This is a genomic window from Limosilactobacillus galli, from assembly GCF_947381495.1.
Lineage (GTDB): Bacteria > Bacillota > Bacilli > Lactobacillales > Lactobacillaceae > Limosilactobacillus > Limosilactobacillus galli.
The window spans coordinates 64,024-79,219 of record NZ_CANCWK010000002.1 but is presented as its reverse complement, the minus strand read 5'-3'; the positions used below and the strand labels follow the sequence as shown (position 1 = coordinate 79,219).

The following is a 15,196-nucleotide window of genomic DNA, read 5'->3' as shown; positions in this document are numbered from 1 at the left end:
GATGAATTGTGGAATCGTTAGTGATTCGTGGGAGCGCGTTTACCGCGCAGGATGAATACCATGTCCAACCCTTAAATGATTGCCTAGTCTGTGTTGATACCGCCGGCTGGATCGAACGGGTTTTACTGCCAGCTGATGACGACTATGACCGGGTGCTTGCGAACGCTCGTCAGCACCACCGCTTGCGGGCGCTGGCCGAAGACGAATACCTTTTGCCCGGCTTTATTGACCTGCACGTTCACGCACCGCAATGGCCTCAAGCGGGCTTGGCTCTCGACCGGCCGCTGGCGGACTGGCTGAACGTGTACACCTTTCCCCTTGAGGCTCGTTTCAGTGATCAGGTGTTTGCTGGGAAGGTGTACCAGGATTTTGTTAAAACGCTGCTGGCGCACGGAACGACCACGGCAATGATGTTCGGTACGATTCACGTCGATGCCAACATGGTACTGGCGGATGAATGTCGGCGCCAGGGATTGCGGGGCTACGTTGGTCAGGTGACAATGGATAACCCAGAGCAGACGCCCGACTACTACCGCGACCACTCAGCTGAAGACGCCCTGGCGGCGAGTGAGCAGTTTATCCAGCGGGTCCAAGCGAGTCCCGATCCGGACAGCCTGGTGACGCCAGTAATCACGCCACGCTTTGTGCCGTCCTGTACTAATGCGGCCCTGGCGGGGTTGGGCCGCTTGGCAGCCAAGTATGATCTGCCGATCCAATCCCACGTCAGCGAGAGCAACTGGGAGAGTCAATACGCAATTGACCGGTTCGGGATGCATGATGCGGAGGTGTTGAACCGCTTTGGCCTGCTGACATCGCGGGCAGTGATGGCCCACGGAACCCAGCTGACCGGCGGGGACATGCAGCTGCTCAGAAAGCAGCAGACTGCCATTGCCCACTGCCCGATTTCTAACATCTACTTTGGCAACGGGGTCCTGCCGGTTCACCAGTTACTGGCCATGGGAAACCGGGTTGGCCTGGGGTCTGATATCTCAGGCGGCTACACGCCGAGCCTGTATCACAATATTCGTCAGGCGGTTAAGTCATCGCGGATGCTGACGGATGGGGTTGATAGCCGCCGCCCTGCTGCGCAACGGGGAGTAGCCGATTCCCAGATCACCGCGGCCACTGCTTTTTACCTGGCGACGGCCGGTGGGGCCCGGGCTCTAAACTTAGCGGCCGGACGAATCGCCGTCGGCTGCCGGGCCGATCTTCAGGTTGTCCGTGCCCAGCGGATGTGGAAACGGATGTCCGATGCCGACGTGTTTGAGCGTTTGATGTATCAGACTGAAGCAGCCGATATCAAAGGTGTCTACGTCAACGGTCACCTGGTATATGAAAACTAACCTAGATGGTAGGAGGAAGAAAAGAAGAATGGATACGAAAGCACATTTATTGATTGGCCCAGATGAAAAGGTACCGACGGGGGAAGCAGTCCTGCTGGGGCTGCAGCACGTCCTGGCAATGGATGTCTATGTCCCACCGATTATCCTGGCGGGGCTGCTGGCAATGGGGGCGGTGGACTCGACCGGCCTTTTGCAGGCAACCTTCCTGGCGGCTGGGATTGGGACGATCCTGCAGACCGCTTGGTTCATGAAGATGCCCGTTTCCCAGGGACCATCATTCGTGCCGCTGACGGCGGCCGCCGGGGTCGTTATGGCCAGCGGCGGTGTTCATGGCGGTGGAATGGCGACCCTGATGGGGGCGTTGCTCATCGGGGCCATCCTGCTGGTCCTGCTCGGGATGAGCGGGATCTTCCAGAAGATCATCAACCGGTTGGTACCGGCAGTCGTTGGCGGTACCATCATCACCTGCGTGGGCCTGTCGCTGATTCCATCGGCTTTGAATGACAACATCTTTGAAGCCAAGGGGAACGTCTACCAGAACATGGAACTGGCGGGCGTGACTGCGTTGATCCTGCTGATTTGTGTAGCCATCAGTATTCGCTTCCCCCGGGTGCAAAAGTTGTTTAAGACCGGTTCGATCGTTATTGCCCTGCTGGTCGGGACGGCCATGAGTGCTGCCATGGGCCGTTTCGATGCTTCTTCGGTGGCTGCTGCGCCTTGGTTCAGTTTGCCGCAGCGAACGGTCTTCCACTGGGGGATGCACTTTGACATGACCGCCATCCTGACTTTCATCATCATCTATGCGATCTTAACGACGGAAACTACTGGAACCTGGTTCGCGATGGGGGCGGTTACCAACCACACCATTACGAAGAAACAGTGGAACCGTGGGATCATCGGTGAAGGACTGAGCTGTTTGGTTGCCACGATTACCGGGACCACACCGGTTACCGGATATTCAACCAACGCCGGGATCATTTCGATCACCGGGGTTGCCAGTAAGCGGGTCTTCATCGCTGCCGGGGGCTGGTTCATCATCCTGGGCTTTTGTACCAAGCTTTCCGCCTTCCTGGCAGCCATTCCGGCACCAGTCATCGGCGGGGTGTTCGCCATCATTACAGTGACGATCATGTTAAACGGGTTGAACGTTATTCGCAGCTTGAAGACGGGGGAGAGCGACCTCTACATTATCGGCTTGCCGATTGTGATCACGATTGCGCTGGTTCTGATCCCAAAGAAGATCGTGAGTGCCGCTCCCCAAATGGTGCAGTACCTGTTGGGTTCCCCAATTGCCGTTGCGGCTTTGCTGGCAATCATCCTTAACCTGCTGATGCCAAAACGCGCCCGCCTGTAATTCATATAAGAAGAAAAAATCGTAAGTAGTGGATTGAAACCATTATTTGCGATTTTTTTAATTTTCACGGAAAATCATGAACTTTTTGAAAACGATTTTACTTTGCAAAAACATTTCAATTCAAATTAATTGCTTTAAACACTTGATATAGCAACGATTCTTTAGTATTATGGATAAGTGCTTGAGCGTTGGCGGGTAGATTTGCCCTACCCCCATGGGAGTTTAAGCTGCGAAGCGTTGATGCGGAAGGTTGCGACACACCCGGCCGCTTTGCCACAGGATGTGGCGGTAATTTCCGCGGAGCTAGTCAAATTTTAAATCTGACGAAGGAGGGAACATAATGGCAAAACAAAAGATTCGTATTCGGTTAAAGGCTTATGAACACCGTATTCTCGACCAATCCGCTGACAAGATTGTTGATACCGCTAAGCGGACAGGTGCTCAAATCTCAGGTCCTATCCCGTTACCAACTGAACGGACTATCTACACGGTTATCCGTTCACCACACAAGTTCAAGAAGTCTCGGGAACAATTTGAAATGCGGACCCACAAGCGTTTGATCGACATTATTGATCCAACACCTAAGACGGTTGACTCATTAATGAAGCTTGATCTGCCAAGTGGTGTTGACATCGAAATCAAATTGTAATTATTTCTTACTTATTAAAAACGAAAAACATTAAATTGGAGGTGTACTCATGGCCAAAGGAATCTTAGGTAAAAAGGTTGGTATGACTCAAGTTTTCACTGACAACGGTGAATTGGTACCAGTTACTGTTATCGACGTAACCCCAAACGTTGTTATGCAAATCAAGACCGTTGAAAACGATGGTTACAACGCTGTTCAACTTGGTTTTGACGACAAGCGCGAAATCTTGAGCAACAAGCCTGAACAAGGTCATGCAGCAAAAGCAAATACGACCCCTAAGCGCTTCATCGGTGAAATCCGTGACGCTGAATTAGGGGATGTCAAGGTTGGAGACGAAGTTAAGGCTGACGTCTTCTCTGAAGGTGAAACTGTCGACGTTACGGGTGTTACCAAGGGTCATGGTTACCAAGGTAACATTCACAAGGACAACCAATCACGTGGTCCTATGGCTCACGGTTCTCGTTACCACCGTCGTCCAGGTTCTCTGGGTGCTATCATTAACCGGGTATTCAAGGGTATGAAGCTCCCAGGCCGGATGGGTAACAAGACGGTTACTATGCAACACTTACAAGTTGTTAAGGTCGACCTCGACAACAACGTATTACTGATCAAGGGTAATGTCCCTGGTGCTAACAAGTCATACGTTACTATTAAGAACTCTGTGAAGGCTAACACCAAGAAGAGCCTGAGCAAGCAACACAACAAATAATAAGAAAGGAGGAAGTAAATAATGACTAGCGTTAATTTGTACAAGCAAGATGGTAGCCAAAACGGCACCATTGAACTGAACGCAGCGGTATTTGGTGTTGAACCAAACCAAAACGCTGAATTTGATGCTATCCTGCGTCAACGTGCTTCATTGCGTCAAGGTACTCACGCTGTTAAGAATCGTTCAGCAGTTAGCGGTGGTGGTAAGAAGCCATGGCGTCAAAAGGGTACTGGTCGTGCTCGTCAAGGATCAATTCGTGCACCACAATTCCGTGGCGGTGGTATTGTCTTTGGCCCTACTCCACGTTCCTACAAGTACAGCCTTCCTCGTAAGGTTCGTCAACTGGCTATCAAGTCAGCCCTTTCTCAAAAGGTTCTGGACGACAGCTTAGTAGTTGTTGACTCACTGAACTTTGATGCACCTAAGACGAAGGATTTTGCAGCTGCCTTAGACAACTTGAAGGTTGCTGAAAAGGCACTGATCGTTGTTACTGACGATGACAAGAACGCTGCTTTATCTGCTCGCAACTTGGCTAACGCAACTGTTGTTACGCCAGCCGGTGTTAACATCTTAAACGTTGTTGACGCTCAAAAGGTTGTCATCACTAAGTCAGCTCTTTCTCAAGTAGAGGAGGTGCTCGCATAATGGAAGCACGTGAAATTATTTTACGCCCAGTTGTCACTGAAGCTTCAATGGCCGGCATGGACGACAAGCGTTACACATTCGATGTTGATTTACGAGCAACCAAGACGCAAGTTAAGAACGCTGTTGAAGAAATCTTCGGTGTTAAGGTTGTTAAGGTAAACATCATGAATGTTAAGGGTAAGAAGAAGCGCCAAGGCCGTTACGTTGGTTACACTAAGCGCCGTCGTAAGGCAATCGTTACGCTCTCTGCCGATTCTGATGAAATTAAGCTGTTCAACGATGACAGTGAAAACTAATCATTAAAAAAAGGAGGAAAACACAGTGGGAATTCGTAAGTACAAACCTACTACTAACGGTCGCCGGAACATGAACGGTTATGACTTCGCGGAAATCACGAAGAACACCCCTGAAAAGTCATTACTGGCACCATTGAAGAGTACTGCTGGTCGTAACAGTTACGGTCACATTACTGTTCGTCACCGTGGTGGTGGTGTTAAGCGTCAATACCGGATCATTGACTTCAAGCGGATCAAGGATGATGTTCCTGCAACTGTTAAGGCCATCGAATACGACCCTAACCGGACTGCTAACATCGCATTGCTTGGTTACGCTGATGGTACCAAGTCATACATTATTGCTCCTAAGGGCTTGAAGGTTGGTATGACTGTTCAATCTGGTCCAGATGCTGATATCAAGGTTGGTAATGCTCTTCCATTGAAGAACATTCCAGTTGGTACTGTTATTCACAACATTGAATTAAAGCCAGGTAAGGGTGGCCAACTTGCTCGTTCAGCTGGTGCATCTGCTCAATTACTTGGTAAGGAAGAAAAGTACGTCTTAGTTCGTCTTTCATCTGGTGAAGTTCGGATGGTCCTTGCTACTTGCCGTGCTACTATCGGTACTGTTGGTAACGACGAACACGCCCTGTTAATCAAGGGTAAGGCTGGTCGTACTCGTTACGCAGGTCAACGTCCACACGTTCGTGGTTCTGTAATGAACCCTAATGATCACCCACATGGTGGTGGTGAAGGTAAGCAACCAGTTGGTTTACCATCACCTCTGTCTCCATGGGGTAAGAAGACCGTTGGTAAGAAGACCCGTTCACACAAGGCTCGTTCAAACAAGTTCATTGTTCGTGGTCGGAAGCGCGGTCCACATACTCGTTAATTTACGTTTTAATACCCGAGAGGAGGTACACTAAATGGGTCGTAGTTTGAAGAAGGGACCTTTCGCTGACGCTTCATTATTGAAGAAGGTCGAAGCTCAAAAAGATTCCGAAAAGAAGACTGTCATCAAGACATGGTCACGTCGTTCCACCATTTTCCCAAGTTTCATTGGCTACACGTTTGCTGTTTACGATGGTCGGAAGCACGTACCAGTTTACGTTCAAGAAGACATGGTTGGCCACAAGTTAGGTGAATTCGTACCAACACGGACTTTCCACGGTCACGCCAGTGATGACAAGAAGACAGGTAAGTAAGGAGGGTGAATTAAGAAATGGCTGAAAACATTACATCCGCTAAGGCAACTGCCAAGATGGTTCGGGTTGCTCCTCGCAAGGCTCGTCTTGTTTTAGATGCAATTCGCGGCAAGAGTGTTGCTGAAGCATTTGCTATTCTGAAGTTCACCAGCCGTGGTGCCGCTTCAGATGTTGAAAAAGTATTAAATTCTGCTGTTGCAAACGCTGAAAACAACTTTGACTTAGATCGTGCTTCATTAGTTGTTAGCGAAGCTTATGCGAACGAAGGACCAACCCTAAAGCGGTTCCGTCCACGTGCAAAGGGTTCTGCTTCACCAATTAACAAGCGGACTAGTCACATCACAGTGGTTGTTACAGAACGATAGGAGGAATGAATAGTGGGTCAAAAGATCAATCCTAATGGTTTTCGTGTCGGAGTCATTCGTGATTGGACCGCAAAGTGGTACGCTGACAAGAACTTTGCCGACTATCTGAACGAAGACCTTCGGATCCGTAAGTACATTGAAAAGCGACTTGCTGATGCCTCTGTATCAACCGTTGAAATTGAACGTGCCGCAAACCGCGTCAACGTTTCAATTCACACTGCCAAGCCAGGTATGGTAATTGGTAAGGGTGGTTCAGAAGTTGAAGCACTTCGTAAGGAATTAAACAAGTTAACTGGCAAGCGTGTCCACATCAACATTGTGGAAATCAAGAAGCCAGACTTGGATGCACACCTTGTTGGTGAAAGCATTGCTCGTCAATTGGAAGCTCGTATCGCCTTCCGTCGTGCAATGCGTGGAGCAATGCAACGTGCAATGCGTGCCGGTGCCAAGGGTATCAAGACCCAAGTTGCTGGTCGTTTGAACGGTGCTGACATGTCTCGGGTTGAATCATACTCAGACGGTACTGTTCCGCTTCACACACTCCGTGCAGACATTGATTACTCTTGGGATGAAGCTAACACTACTTACGGTGTCCTCGGTGTTAAGACCTGGGTCTACCGTGGTGAAGTTCTTCCTGCCAAGAAGAATGCTAATGATGATGAACAAGGAGGGAAGTAAAACATGCTAGTACCAAAGCGAGTAAAGCACCGTAAGGTTCAACGTGGTCACATGCGTGGTGAAGCTAAGGGTGGCAAGACTGTTACCTTTGGTGACTTCGGTCTGCAAGCCCTTGATTCTCATTGGATCAGCAACCGTCAAATCGAAGCTGCCCGTATCGCTATGACCCGTTACATGAAGCGTGGTGGGAAGGTTTGGATCAAGATCTTCCCTCAACTTTCCTACACCAGCAAAGGTGTTGGTGTCCGGATGGGTAATGGTAAAGGTGCTCCAGAAGGCTGGGTTGCCCCAGTTAAGCGCGGCAAGGTTATGTTCGAAGTAGGGGGCGTTTCTGAAGAAGTCGCTCGTGAAGCTTTGCGTCTTGCCGGTCACAAGTTGCCAGTTCGCACTAAGATCGTACAACGTGAGGAAGTAGGTGGACAATCTAATGAAAAGTAAAGATTACGTACAAGAACTGAATGGATTAACCACTGACAAGCTACTTGACCGTGAGAAGGAATTGAAGGAACAATTGTTTAACTTACGTTTCCAATTAGCAACCGGCCAATTGGAAAACACTGCAAGTCTGAAGCAAGTACGTAAGGACATTGCACGGGTTAAGACAGTTCTTCGTCAACAACAATTAAACAAATAAGAATACGAAAAGGAGGATTAGCGCATGAGTGAAGAACGTAATGCACGTAAGGTTTACCAAGGCCGCGTTGTTTCTGACAAGATGGACAAGACCATCACTGTCGTAGTCGACACTTACAAGAGTGCCCCTGTTTACGGCAAGCGTGTACGTTACTCAAAGAAGTACTACGCACATGATGAAAACAACGAAGCTAAGACCGGCGACACTGTACAAATCATGGAAACTCGGCCACTGTCAGCTAAGAAGCGTTTCCGTCTTGTAAAGATTGTCGAAAAGGCTGCTACCCTTTAATTAGCAGATAACTCTTAAATTCGTATTCTAATTCTTATTTGTAAATGGAAGGAGGACCTAACCGTGATTCAACAGGAAAGTCGGTTGAAAGTCGCTGATAACTCCGGTGCCCGTGAAATCTTAGTTATCAAGATCTTGGGTGGTTCCCGAGTTAAGACTGGTAATATTGGTGACATTATTGTTGCTACTGTAAAGCAGGCAACACCAGGTGGCGTTGTTAAGAAGGGTGACGTTGTTAAGGCCGTCGTTGTACGGACTAAGCATGGTTTGCACCGTAAGGATGGTTCATACATCAAGTTTGATGAAAACGCTGCTGTTTTGATTAACAATGACAAGAGCCCTAAGGGTACCCGTATTTTTGGCCCAATCGCTCGTGAGCTCCGTGGTGATGACTTCATGAAGATCGTCTCACTCGCTCCAGAAGTTCTGTAAGATTTAACCAAAAATAAGGAGGTGCACAATCAACATGTTCATTAAGACAGGTGACAAAGTTCGCGTTATCGCCGGTAAGGACAAGGGCAAGGAAGGTAGCGTTAAGAAGATCTTAGCTGCTGAAAACCGGGTCGTTGTTGAAGGCATTAACATGATCAAGAAACATCAAAAGCCAAACAATGCAAACCCAAACGGTGGTGTTATTGACACTGAAGCACCAATCAGTGCTTCAAACGTAATGCTGATTGATCCTTCAACTAACGAACCAACCCGTGTCGGTTACAAGTTTGTTGATGGTAAGAAGGTTCGCGTTGCCAAGAAGTCAGGCAAGACCCTCGACTAATATTTGAAGAAAGGAGGAATAACGACTAATGGAAAACCGTTTGAAAGCTAAATACGAAAGCGAAATTCGCCCAGCCTTAATTGAAAAGTTTAACTACTCTTCAGTTATGCAAGCCCCAAAGATTGACAAGATTGTTTTGAACATGGGTGTTGGTGATGCTACTACCAACTCAAAGAACCTGGATGAAGCTGTTGAAGAACTTGGCCTTATCGCTGGTCAAAAGCCACTGATTACCAAGGCTAAGAAGTCTATCGCCGGCTTCCGTCTTCGTGAAGGTATGGCAATTGGTGCCAAGGTTACCCTGCGTGGTGAACGGATGTACGATTTCTTGGACAAGTTAATCAACGTTGCTCTGCCACGGGTTCGTGACTTCCACGGTGTAAGCAACAAGGCCTTTGATGGTCGTGGTAACTACACTCTTGGTATTCGTGAACAATTAATTTTCCCAGAAATTGATTACGACAAGGTAAATCGTGTTCGTGGTTTGGATGTTGTAATCGTAACGACTGCTCAAAGTGATGAAGAATCACACGAATTACTTGCCAAGCTCGGCATGCCATTTGCTAAATAAAGGAGGTTCCACAAATTGGCTAAAAAATCAATGATTGCTAAGTGCAACCGTCCCGCTAAGTTCTCAAGTCGTGAATACACACGTTGTGCTCGTTGTGGACGTCCGCACTCAGTTTACCGTAAATTCCACCTATGCCGGATTTGCTTACGAGAACTTGCCCACAAGGGACAAATTCCTGGTTTGAAGAAGGCTAGCTGGTAAACAAATCACCGACAAAAGGAGGAAAACATCGATGTCTATGAGTGATCCAATTGCAGATTTCTTAACTCGGATTCGTAACGCTAACATGGCTCAACACGAATCAGTTGAGGTTCCTGCATCAAAGATGAAGAAGGACATCGCTGAAATCTTGAAGAACGAAGGTTTCATTCGCGATGTTGAATATGTTGACGATAACAAGCAAGGCATCATCCGCGTATTCTTGAAGTACGGTCAAGATGGCCAACGGGTTATCTCCGGCTTGAAGCGGATCTCAAAGCCTGGTTTACGCTCATACGTTAAGGCTGACGCTGTGCCAAAGGTTCTTAACGGTTTAGGTATTGCCATTATCTCAACATCTGAAGGTGTTGTGACTGACAAGGTTGCTCGCGCCAAGAACATTGGTGGCGAAGTTATCGCCTACGTTTGGTAATATATAATAATTAGTTAGGAGGTGTACGCATGAGTCGTATTGGTTACAAGGAAATTGACCTGCCAAAGGGTGTTGAAGTATCACAAGATGGTAACGTGGTAACTGTTAAGGGTCCTAAGGGTACTTTATCTCGTGAAATCTCACCACTGATCAAGATGACCGTTGCCGACAACGTTGTTAAGTTTGATCGTGACGGCGATTCCAATAAGTTAAAGATGATCCACGGTACTACCCGGGCCAACGTTAACAACATGGTTGAAGGTGTTGTTGATGGTTACAAGAAGGTTCTGAAGCTCGTCGGTGTTGGTTACCGTGCTCAATTCAAGGGCACCAAGCTGATCTTAACTGTTGGTTACTCCAACCCAGTTGAAATTGACAAGCCTGAAGATGTTGACATCAAGGTGCCTGACAACACCACTATCGAATTAAGCTCAATCAACAAGGAACACCTTGGTGATTTTGCTGCGCAAGTTCGTGCCGTTCGTTCACCTGAACCATACAAGGGTAAGGGTATTCGTTACGAAAACGAACACATCATCCGTAAGGAAGGTAAGACTGGTAAGTAATCTGATTAGGTTATTCTATCAGCAATTAATAATTAACATAAAATATTCAATAAGAGGTGACTATTGTGATTTCTAAACCAGATAAGAACAAGATCCGTCAACGCCGTCACATGCGCGTTCGCGGTAAGATTTCTGGTACTGCGGAGCGCCCACGCTTAAGTGTTTACCGTTCAAACAAAAACATTTACGCTCAATTAATTGATGACGTAAAGGGTGTGACGCTCGCTAGTGCCTCCACAATGGACAGTGAAGTTAGTGGCAAGACTAAGACTGAGCAAGCTAGCGGTGTTGGTGCTTTGATCGCCAAGCGTGCAGTTGCTAAGAACATCACTAATGTTGTTTTTGACCGTGGCGGATACCTTTACCATGGTCGTGTCGAAGCCTTGGCTGACGCTGCCCGTGAAAACGGACTTAAATTCTAAAAAGAAGGAGGAATAACCTGCAATGACATCATCAGAATTCATTGATCCAGCAAAGTTGGACTTAGACGATCAAGTTGTTGCCATCAACCGGATTACCAAGGTTGTTAAGGGTGGCCGTCGGATGCGGTTTGCTGCCTTAGTAATCGTCGGTGATCGTAAGGGTCACGTTGGTTTCGGTACTGGTAAGGCTCAAGAAGTTCCAGAAGCTATCCGGAAGGCTCAAGCCGCTGCTGAAAAGAACTTGATCACTGTGCCAATCGTTGGTACGACCATTCCGCACGAAGTTATCGGTGTATACGGCGGTGGAAAGATCATGTTGAAGCCAGCCGTTGAAGGTTCTGGGGTTACTGCCGGTGGTGCGGTACGTAACGTTATGGACCTCGCTGGTATCGCTGATGTTACTTCAAAGCGTCTTGGTTCCAACACTCCTGTTAACGTTGTTCGTGCAACGTTTGAAGGTTTGAAGCAATTGAAGAGTGCTGAAGAAGTTGCCAAGCTTCGTGGCGTTTCAGTTGACCACTTGGCAGAATAAGGAGGGCACTAATTATGGCTAAAGTTAAAGTTACCTTAATCCACAGTGTTGCCCACCGTGAACCAACCCAACGTAAGACCGTTAAGGCATTGGGCCTGGGCAAGATTGGCAGTTCTAACATTCTGCCAGACAACGCTGCAACACGTGGCCAAATTTTCAAGGTTGCACACTTAGTTTCTATCGAAGAAGTTAAGTAATTACAATTAAATAATAAGGAGGTGCCTACTAAATGAAGTTAAATGAATTGAAGCCTGCAGAAGGTTCTCGTTCAAAGCGTCTTCGTAAGGGCCGTGGCCTTTCATCTGGTCATGGTTTTACTTCCGGACGTGGTACGAAGGGTCAAAAGGCTCATGGTAAGACTCGTCTGGGCTTTGAAGGGGGCCAAATGCCACTCTACCGGCAAATCCCAAAGCGTGGTTTCACCAACATTAACCGCAAGGAATACGCTATTGTTAACTTGACTGCATTGAACAAGTTCGATGACGGTACTGAAGTTACTCCACAAGTATTGATGGAAAGTGGCTTAGTCAAGAACTTGAAGAGCGGTGTTAAGGTTCTTGGTAGTGGTAAGCTTGAGAAGAAGTTAACTGTTAAGGCTAACAAGTTTTCCGCTTCTGCAGTTTCAGCTATTGAAGCTGCCGGCGGTAAAACTGAGGTGATGTAATTTGTTCAAAGCCGTCAAGAATGCACTCAAGGTAAAGGACATTCGTAAGAAGATCCTTTTTACCTTGTTTGTATTGATTGTTTACCGAATTGGGGCGGCTATCACTGTTCCTGGAGTTAATGCTGCTGCATTGCAGGAGATTTCCTCGACCGGGTTAGCATCGATCCTCAATACATTTAGTGGTGGTGGCTTGGAGAACTACTCATTGTTCGCGATGGGGGTTTCTCCTTACATCACTGCTCAAATTGTTGTTCAACTGCTGCAGATGGACATTGTCCCGCGGTTTGTTGAATGGAGTAAGCAGGGTGAAGTTGGACGGCGAAAATTGAATCAAGCAACTCGGTGGTTGACGATCGTACTGGGCTTTGTCCAGTCAATTGGGATTACTGCCGGGTTTAACGCCTTGAGTTCAATCCACTTGGTTGATCACCCCGGGGTTCAGACCTATCTGACCATCGGGTTGATCTTAACCGCTGGTACAATGTTTGCTACTTGGATGGGTGATATGATCACGGAACGCGGTCTTGGTAACGGGGTCTCCGTCATCATCTTCGCCGGGATTGTTGCACAGATGCCGGGTGGAATTCGGCAACTCTGGGATGATCAAATTGCTGGTGAATCTGGTTCCGCACTTTGGATGGGGATCGGCTTCATCGCCTTAGTAGTTATTGCATTAATCATCATTGTGGCATTTGTCACTTGGGTTCAACAAGCCGAGCGGCGGCTGCCAATTCAATATACTCGTCGGACAACCACTTCACCATCAAGTAGTTATCTACCATTAAAGATTAACGTCTCTGGAGTTATTCCAGTTATCTTCGCGGGATCCTTTATCTCGACGCCACAGACAATCTTGATGGCGTTCCAACAGAACCATGGTGGAGATACCTGGTACCAAGTTTTGTCAACGATCTTTAACATGCAGTCTGGTCCGGGGATTACCCTCTACATTTTGCTGATTGTTGTCTTTACCTTTTTCTACGCCTTTGTTCAGGTTAATCCCGAAAAACTTGCTGAAAACCTGCAGAAGCAGGGCAGTTACATTTCCGGTGTTCGTCCTGGAAAGGGAACGCAGGAATATGTTTCGGCACTGTTAATGCGTTTGAGCACGGTTGGTTCACTGTTCTTGGGATTGATTTCCTTGATCCCATTGGTTGCAAGTAATGTTTGGAACCTCAGCCAGTCAATCGGTCTTGGTGGTACTAGTTTACTGATCATTGTCCAAATTGCATTGGATCTGGTTCGGCAATTAAACGGTTTAACAATGAAGCGCGAATACATTGGATTTATTCGTGAACCTGAAGGAGGAAATGGTAAATGAGTATGAATCTTGTTTTAATGGGTTTGCCTGGTGCTGGTAAGGGTACCCAAGCTCAAAAGATTGTGGAAGACTTCGATATTCCTCACATCTCAACCGGTGATATTTTCCGGGCGGCAATCAAGAACGAAACGCCGATGGGGCTCGAAGCCAAGAAGTACATCGATAAGGGTGAACTTGTTCCAGACGAAGTCACTAATGGTATCGTTAAGGAACGGTTAGCTCAAGACGACACCAAGAACGGCTTCATGCTTGATGGTTTTCCTCGTAATCTTAACCAAGCAGCTGCTTTGGATAAGATGTTAGCTGAGAGTGACCGTCACTTAGATGCAGTCATCAACATCCACGTTGAACCGGATGTATTGGTTGAACGTCTGAGTGGCCGGTTCATCTGTCGTAACTGTGGTGCAACTTACCACAAGATCTACAACCCAACCAAGGTTGAAGGAACTTGTGATGTTTGTGGCGGCCACGAATTCTACCAACGTGACGATGACAAGCCGGCAACGGTTAAGAATCGTCTTGATGTTAACATCAAATTGAATACACCACTGGTAGATTACTACCAAAAGCAAGGCGTTTTGCACACGATCGATGGTCAACAGGACATCGATAAGGTTTATGACGACGTCAAGAAAGTGCTTGATACCCTTTAATTAGGGGATATGCCTTGCTAAGTACAGCTAGTTATGCTAAACTAGGCAAGGTTTATCTAGCTGACAGTGGGAAGTGAACGCACTTTCCACCGTTTTTACGTAATTTTCTTGATTAGGCAAGGAGGAACCATTCCGTGGCAAAAGCCGATGTGATTGAAGTAGAAGGTAAAGTTACCGAAACTTTGCCTAATGCGATGTTTAAAGTTGAACTGGAAAATGGAGCTGAGATCTTAGCCCACGTTTCCGGTAAGATTCGGATGCACTACATCAAGATCTTACCTGGTGACCGGGTTAAGGTTGAAATGTCCCCTTATGACCTGACTAAGGGTCGGATCACGTTCCGGTTTAAGTAGTAGTTAACAGGAACTCTCTAGGAGGATTTAATAATGAAAGTAAGACCATCAGTCAAGCGGATGTGCGAGCACTGCAAGATCGTTAAGCGTCATGGACGTGTTATGGTTATCTGCTCTGCAAACCCTAAGCACAAACAGCGTCAAGGTAAGTAATAAAATTAATTAAGAACGGAGGTGCAATAAATGGCTCGTATTGCAGGTGTCGATTTACCTCGTGACAAGCGTATCGTAATCGGCTTAACTTATATTTACGGTATTGGTGATTCTCGTGCAAAGAAGATCCTTGAAAATGCCGGTGTTTCAGAAGACATTCGTGTTCGCGATTTAACTCCGGACCAAGAAGAAAAGATCCGTGCACAAGTCGACCAAATCCAAGTGGAAGGTGACTTGCGTCGTGAAGTTTCCATGAACATCAAGCGGCTCCAAGAAATTGGTTCATACCGTGGTATGCGTCACCGTCGTGGTTTGCCTGTTCGTGGTCAACACACGAAGAACAACGCCCGGACTCGTAAGGGTAAGGCCGTTACCATCGCAAACAAGAAGAAGTAATTAGATTTTAT

At 47.3% G+C, this 15,196-nt stretch carries 28 protein-coding genes; all 28 read left to right on the top strand.

Annotated features, from left to right (window positions below; all coding sequences use genetic code 11):
- Positions 1-8 precede the first annotated feature (8 nt).
- The 28 genes from guaD to rpsM all read left to right on the top strand — a co-directional run bounded on the left by guaD (position 9) and on the right by rpsM (position 15,185).
- Entirely contained in the window at positions 9-1,343 is a 1,335-nt protein-coding gene (guaD, locus tag QOS10_RS00975; protein WP_283593133.1) for a guanine deaminase, read from the top strand.
- A 28-nt stretch (positions 1,344-1,371) separates the two neighbouring features.
- A complete protein-coding gene (locus QOS10_RS00970) occupies positions 1,372-2,697 on the top strand; it encodes a uracil-xanthine permease family protein (RefSeq protein WP_283593131.1) in 1,326 nt (441 codons plus the stop codon).
- Positions 2,698-3,037: 340 nt separating this feature from the next.
- Positions 3,038-3,346 carry a 30S ribosomal protein S10 gene (gene rpsJ, locus QOS10_RS00965; protein WP_057805852.1) on the top strand — a complete coding sequence of 103 codons (309 nt, stop codon included), beginning with the start codon at positions 3,038-3,040 and terminating at the stop codon, positions 3,344-3,346.
- A gap of 49 nt (positions 3,347-3,395) precedes the next feature.
- Positions 3,396-4,055 (top strand): 50S ribosomal protein L3, encoded by a 660-nt coding sequence (gene rplC / locus QOS10_RS00960; RefSeq protein WP_283593130.1) that lies wholly within the window; start codon positions 3,396-3,398, stop codon positions 4,053-4,055.
- 21 nt (positions 4,056-4,076) lie between these two features.
- The gene (gene rplD / locus QOS10_RS00955) at positions 4,077-4,700 is read left to right on the top strand and encodes a 50S ribosomal protein L4 (protein ID WP_283593128.1); all 624 of its coding nucleotides are present in this window, start codon (positions 4,077-4,079) and stop codon (positions 4,698-4,700) included.
- On the top strand, positions 4,700-4,996 hold the full coding sequence (gene rplW / locus QOS10_RS00950; protein WP_283593126.1) for a 50S ribosomal protein L23: 297 nt from the start codon (positions 4,700-4,702) through the stop codon (positions 4,994-4,996). The genes rplD and rplW overlap by 1 nt, the downstream gene beginning before the upstream one ends.
- Before the next feature lie 25 nt (positions 4,997-5,021).
- Complete coding sequence (gene rplB / locus QOS10_RS00945; RefSeq protein ID WP_104688568.1) at positions 5,022-5,867, top strand: 50S ribosomal protein L2; 846 nt, start codon at positions 5,022-5,024, stop codon at positions 5,865-5,867.
- Between the two features lie 34 nt (positions 5,868-5,901).
- Positions 5,902-6,180 carry a 30S ribosomal protein S19 gene (gene rpsS, locus QOS10_RS00940; RefSeq protein ID WP_283593123.1) on the top strand — a complete coding sequence of 93 codons (279 nt, stop codon included), beginning with the start codon at positions 5,902-5,904 and terminating at the stop codon, positions 6,178-6,180.
- Between the two features lie 17 nt (positions 6,181-6,197).
- Positions 6,198-6,545, top strand: coding sequence for a 50S ribosomal protein L22 (gene rplV / locus QOS10_RS00935; RefSeq protein ID WP_104688569.1), 348 nt, complete (start codon positions 6,198-6,200; stop codon positions 6,543-6,545).
- 12 nt (positions 6,546-6,557) lie between these two features.
- A complete protein-coding gene (gene rpsC, locus QOS10_RS00930) occupies positions 6,558-7,223 on the top strand; it encodes a 30S ribosomal protein S3 (RefSeq protein WP_283593120.1) in 666 nt (221 codons plus the stop codon).
- 3 nt (positions 7,224-7,226) lie between these two features.
- Positions 7,227-7,661: a 50S ribosomal protein L16 gene (gene rplP, locus QOS10_RS00925; RefSeq protein WP_283593118.1), complete on the top strand. Its 435-nt coding sequence runs from the start codon at positions 7,227-7,229 to the stop codon at positions 7,659-7,661.
- Positions 7,651-7,857 carry a 50S ribosomal protein L29 gene (rpmC, locus tag QOS10_RS00920; protein ID WP_057805829.1) on the top strand — a complete coding sequence of 69 codons (207 nt, stop codon included), beginning with the start codon at positions 7,651-7,653 and terminating at the stop codon, positions 7,855-7,857. The genes rplP and rpmC overlap by 11 nt, the downstream gene beginning before the upstream one ends.
- A 24-nt stretch (positions 7,858-7,881) precedes the next feature.
- Positions 7,882-8,148, top strand: coding sequence for a 30S ribosomal protein S17 (gene rpsQ, locus QOS10_RS00915; protein WP_057805827.1), 267 nt, complete (start codon positions 7,882-7,884; stop codon positions 8,146-8,148).
- A gap of 63 nt (positions 8,149-8,211) precedes the next feature.
- Complete coding sequence (rplN, locus tag QOS10_RS00910) at positions 8,212-8,580, top strand: 50S ribosomal protein L14 (protein ID WP_003714461.1); 369 nt, start codon at positions 8,212-8,214, stop codon at positions 8,578-8,580.
- Between the two features lie 34 nt (positions 8,581-8,614).
- On the top strand, positions 8,615-8,923 hold the full coding sequence (gene rplX / locus QOS10_RS00905) for a 50S ribosomal protein L24 (RefSeq protein WP_283593117.1): 309 nt from the start codon (positions 8,615-8,617) through the stop codon (positions 8,921-8,923).
- A 28-nt stretch (positions 8,924-8,951) separates the two neighbouring features.
- The gene (gene rplE, locus QOS10_RS00900; RefSeq protein WP_104688571.1) at positions 8,952-9,494 is read left to right on the top strand and encodes a 50S ribosomal protein L5; all 543 of its coding nucleotides are present in this window, start codon (positions 8,952-8,954) and stop codon (positions 9,492-9,494) included.
- A 15-nt stretch (positions 9,495-9,509) separates the two neighbouring features.
- Complete coding sequence (locus tag QOS10_RS00895; protein WP_003664547.1) at positions 9,510-9,695, top strand: type Z 30S ribosomal protein S14; 186 nt, start codon at positions 9,510-9,512, stop codon at positions 9,693-9,695.
- A 31-nt stretch (positions 9,696-9,726) separates the two neighbouring features.
- Positions 9,727-10,125: a 30S ribosomal protein S8 gene (gene rpsH / locus QOS10_RS00890; protein ID WP_283593115.1), complete on the top strand. Its 399-nt coding sequence runs from the start codon at positions 9,727-9,729 to the stop codon at positions 10,123-10,125.
- Positions 10,126-10,154: 29 nt separating this feature from the next.
- Positions 10,155-10,691 (top strand): 50S ribosomal protein L6, encoded by a 537-nt coding sequence (gene rplF, locus QOS10_RS00885; RefSeq protein ID WP_283593113.1) that lies wholly within the window; start codon positions 10,155-10,157, stop codon positions 10,689-10,691.
- 56 nt (positions 10,692-10,747) lie between these two features.
- The gene (gene rplR, locus QOS10_RS00880) at positions 10,748-11,113 is read left to right on the top strand and encodes a 50S ribosomal protein L18 (protein ID WP_283593111.1); all 366 of its coding nucleotides are present in this window, start codon (positions 10,748-10,750) and stop codon (positions 11,111-11,113) included.
- A gap of 22 nt (positions 11,114-11,135) precedes the next feature.
- Positions 11,136-11,645, top strand: a complete 510-nt coding sequence (gene rpsE / locus QOS10_RS00875; RefSeq protein WP_283593109.1) for a 30S ribosomal protein S5 — start codon at positions 11,136-11,138, stop codon at positions 11,643-11,645.
- A gap of 14 nt (positions 11,646-11,659) precedes the next feature.
- Positions 11,660-11,842, top strand: a complete 183-nt coding sequence (gene rpmD, locus QOS10_RS00870) for a 50S ribosomal protein L30 (RefSeq protein ID WP_047767366.1) — start codon at positions 11,660-11,662, stop codon at positions 11,840-11,842.
- 32 nt (positions 11,843-11,874) lie between these two features.
- Positions 11,875-12,309 (top strand): 50S ribosomal protein L15, encoded by a 435-nt coding sequence (rplO, locus tag QOS10_RS00865; protein ID WP_057805816.1) that lies wholly within the window; start codon positions 11,875-11,877, stop codon positions 12,307-12,309.
- A 1-nt stretch (position 12,310) separates the two neighbouring features.
- Positions 12,311-13,630, top strand: coding sequence for a preprotein translocase subunit SecY (secY, locus tag QOS10_RS00860; protein ID WP_283593105.1), 1,320 nt, complete (start codon positions 12,311-12,313; stop codon positions 13,628-13,630).
- Positions 13,627-14,283: an adenylate kinase gene (locus QOS10_RS00855; RefSeq protein WP_283593103.1), complete on the top strand. Its 657-nt coding sequence runs from the start codon at positions 13,627-13,629 to the stop codon at positions 14,281-14,283. Before secY ends, QOS10_RS00855 begins: the two co-directional genes overlap by 4 nt.
- A gap of 134 nt (positions 14,284-14,417) precedes the next feature.
- The gene (gene infA / locus QOS10_RS00850) at positions 14,418-14,636 is read left to right on the top strand and encodes a translation initiation factor IF-1 (RefSeq protein ID WP_003664537.1); all 219 of its coding nucleotides are present in this window, start codon (positions 14,418-14,420) and stop codon (positions 14,634-14,636) included.
- Between the two features lie 33 nt (positions 14,637-14,669).
- Positions 14,670-14,789 carry a 50S ribosomal protein L36 gene (gene rpmJ / locus QOS10_RS00845; RefSeq protein WP_003714521.1) on the top strand — a complete coding sequence of 40 codons (120 nt, stop codon included), beginning with the start codon at positions 14,670-14,672 and terminating at the stop codon, positions 14,787-14,789.
- A 30-nt stretch (positions 14,790-14,819) separates the two neighbouring features.
- Positions 14,820-15,185, top strand: coding sequence for a 30S ribosomal protein S13 (gene rpsM, locus QOS10_RS00840; protein WP_057805809.1), 366 nt, complete (start codon positions 14,820-14,822; stop codon positions 15,183-15,185).
- Positions 15,186-15,196: the final 11 nt, after the last annotated feature.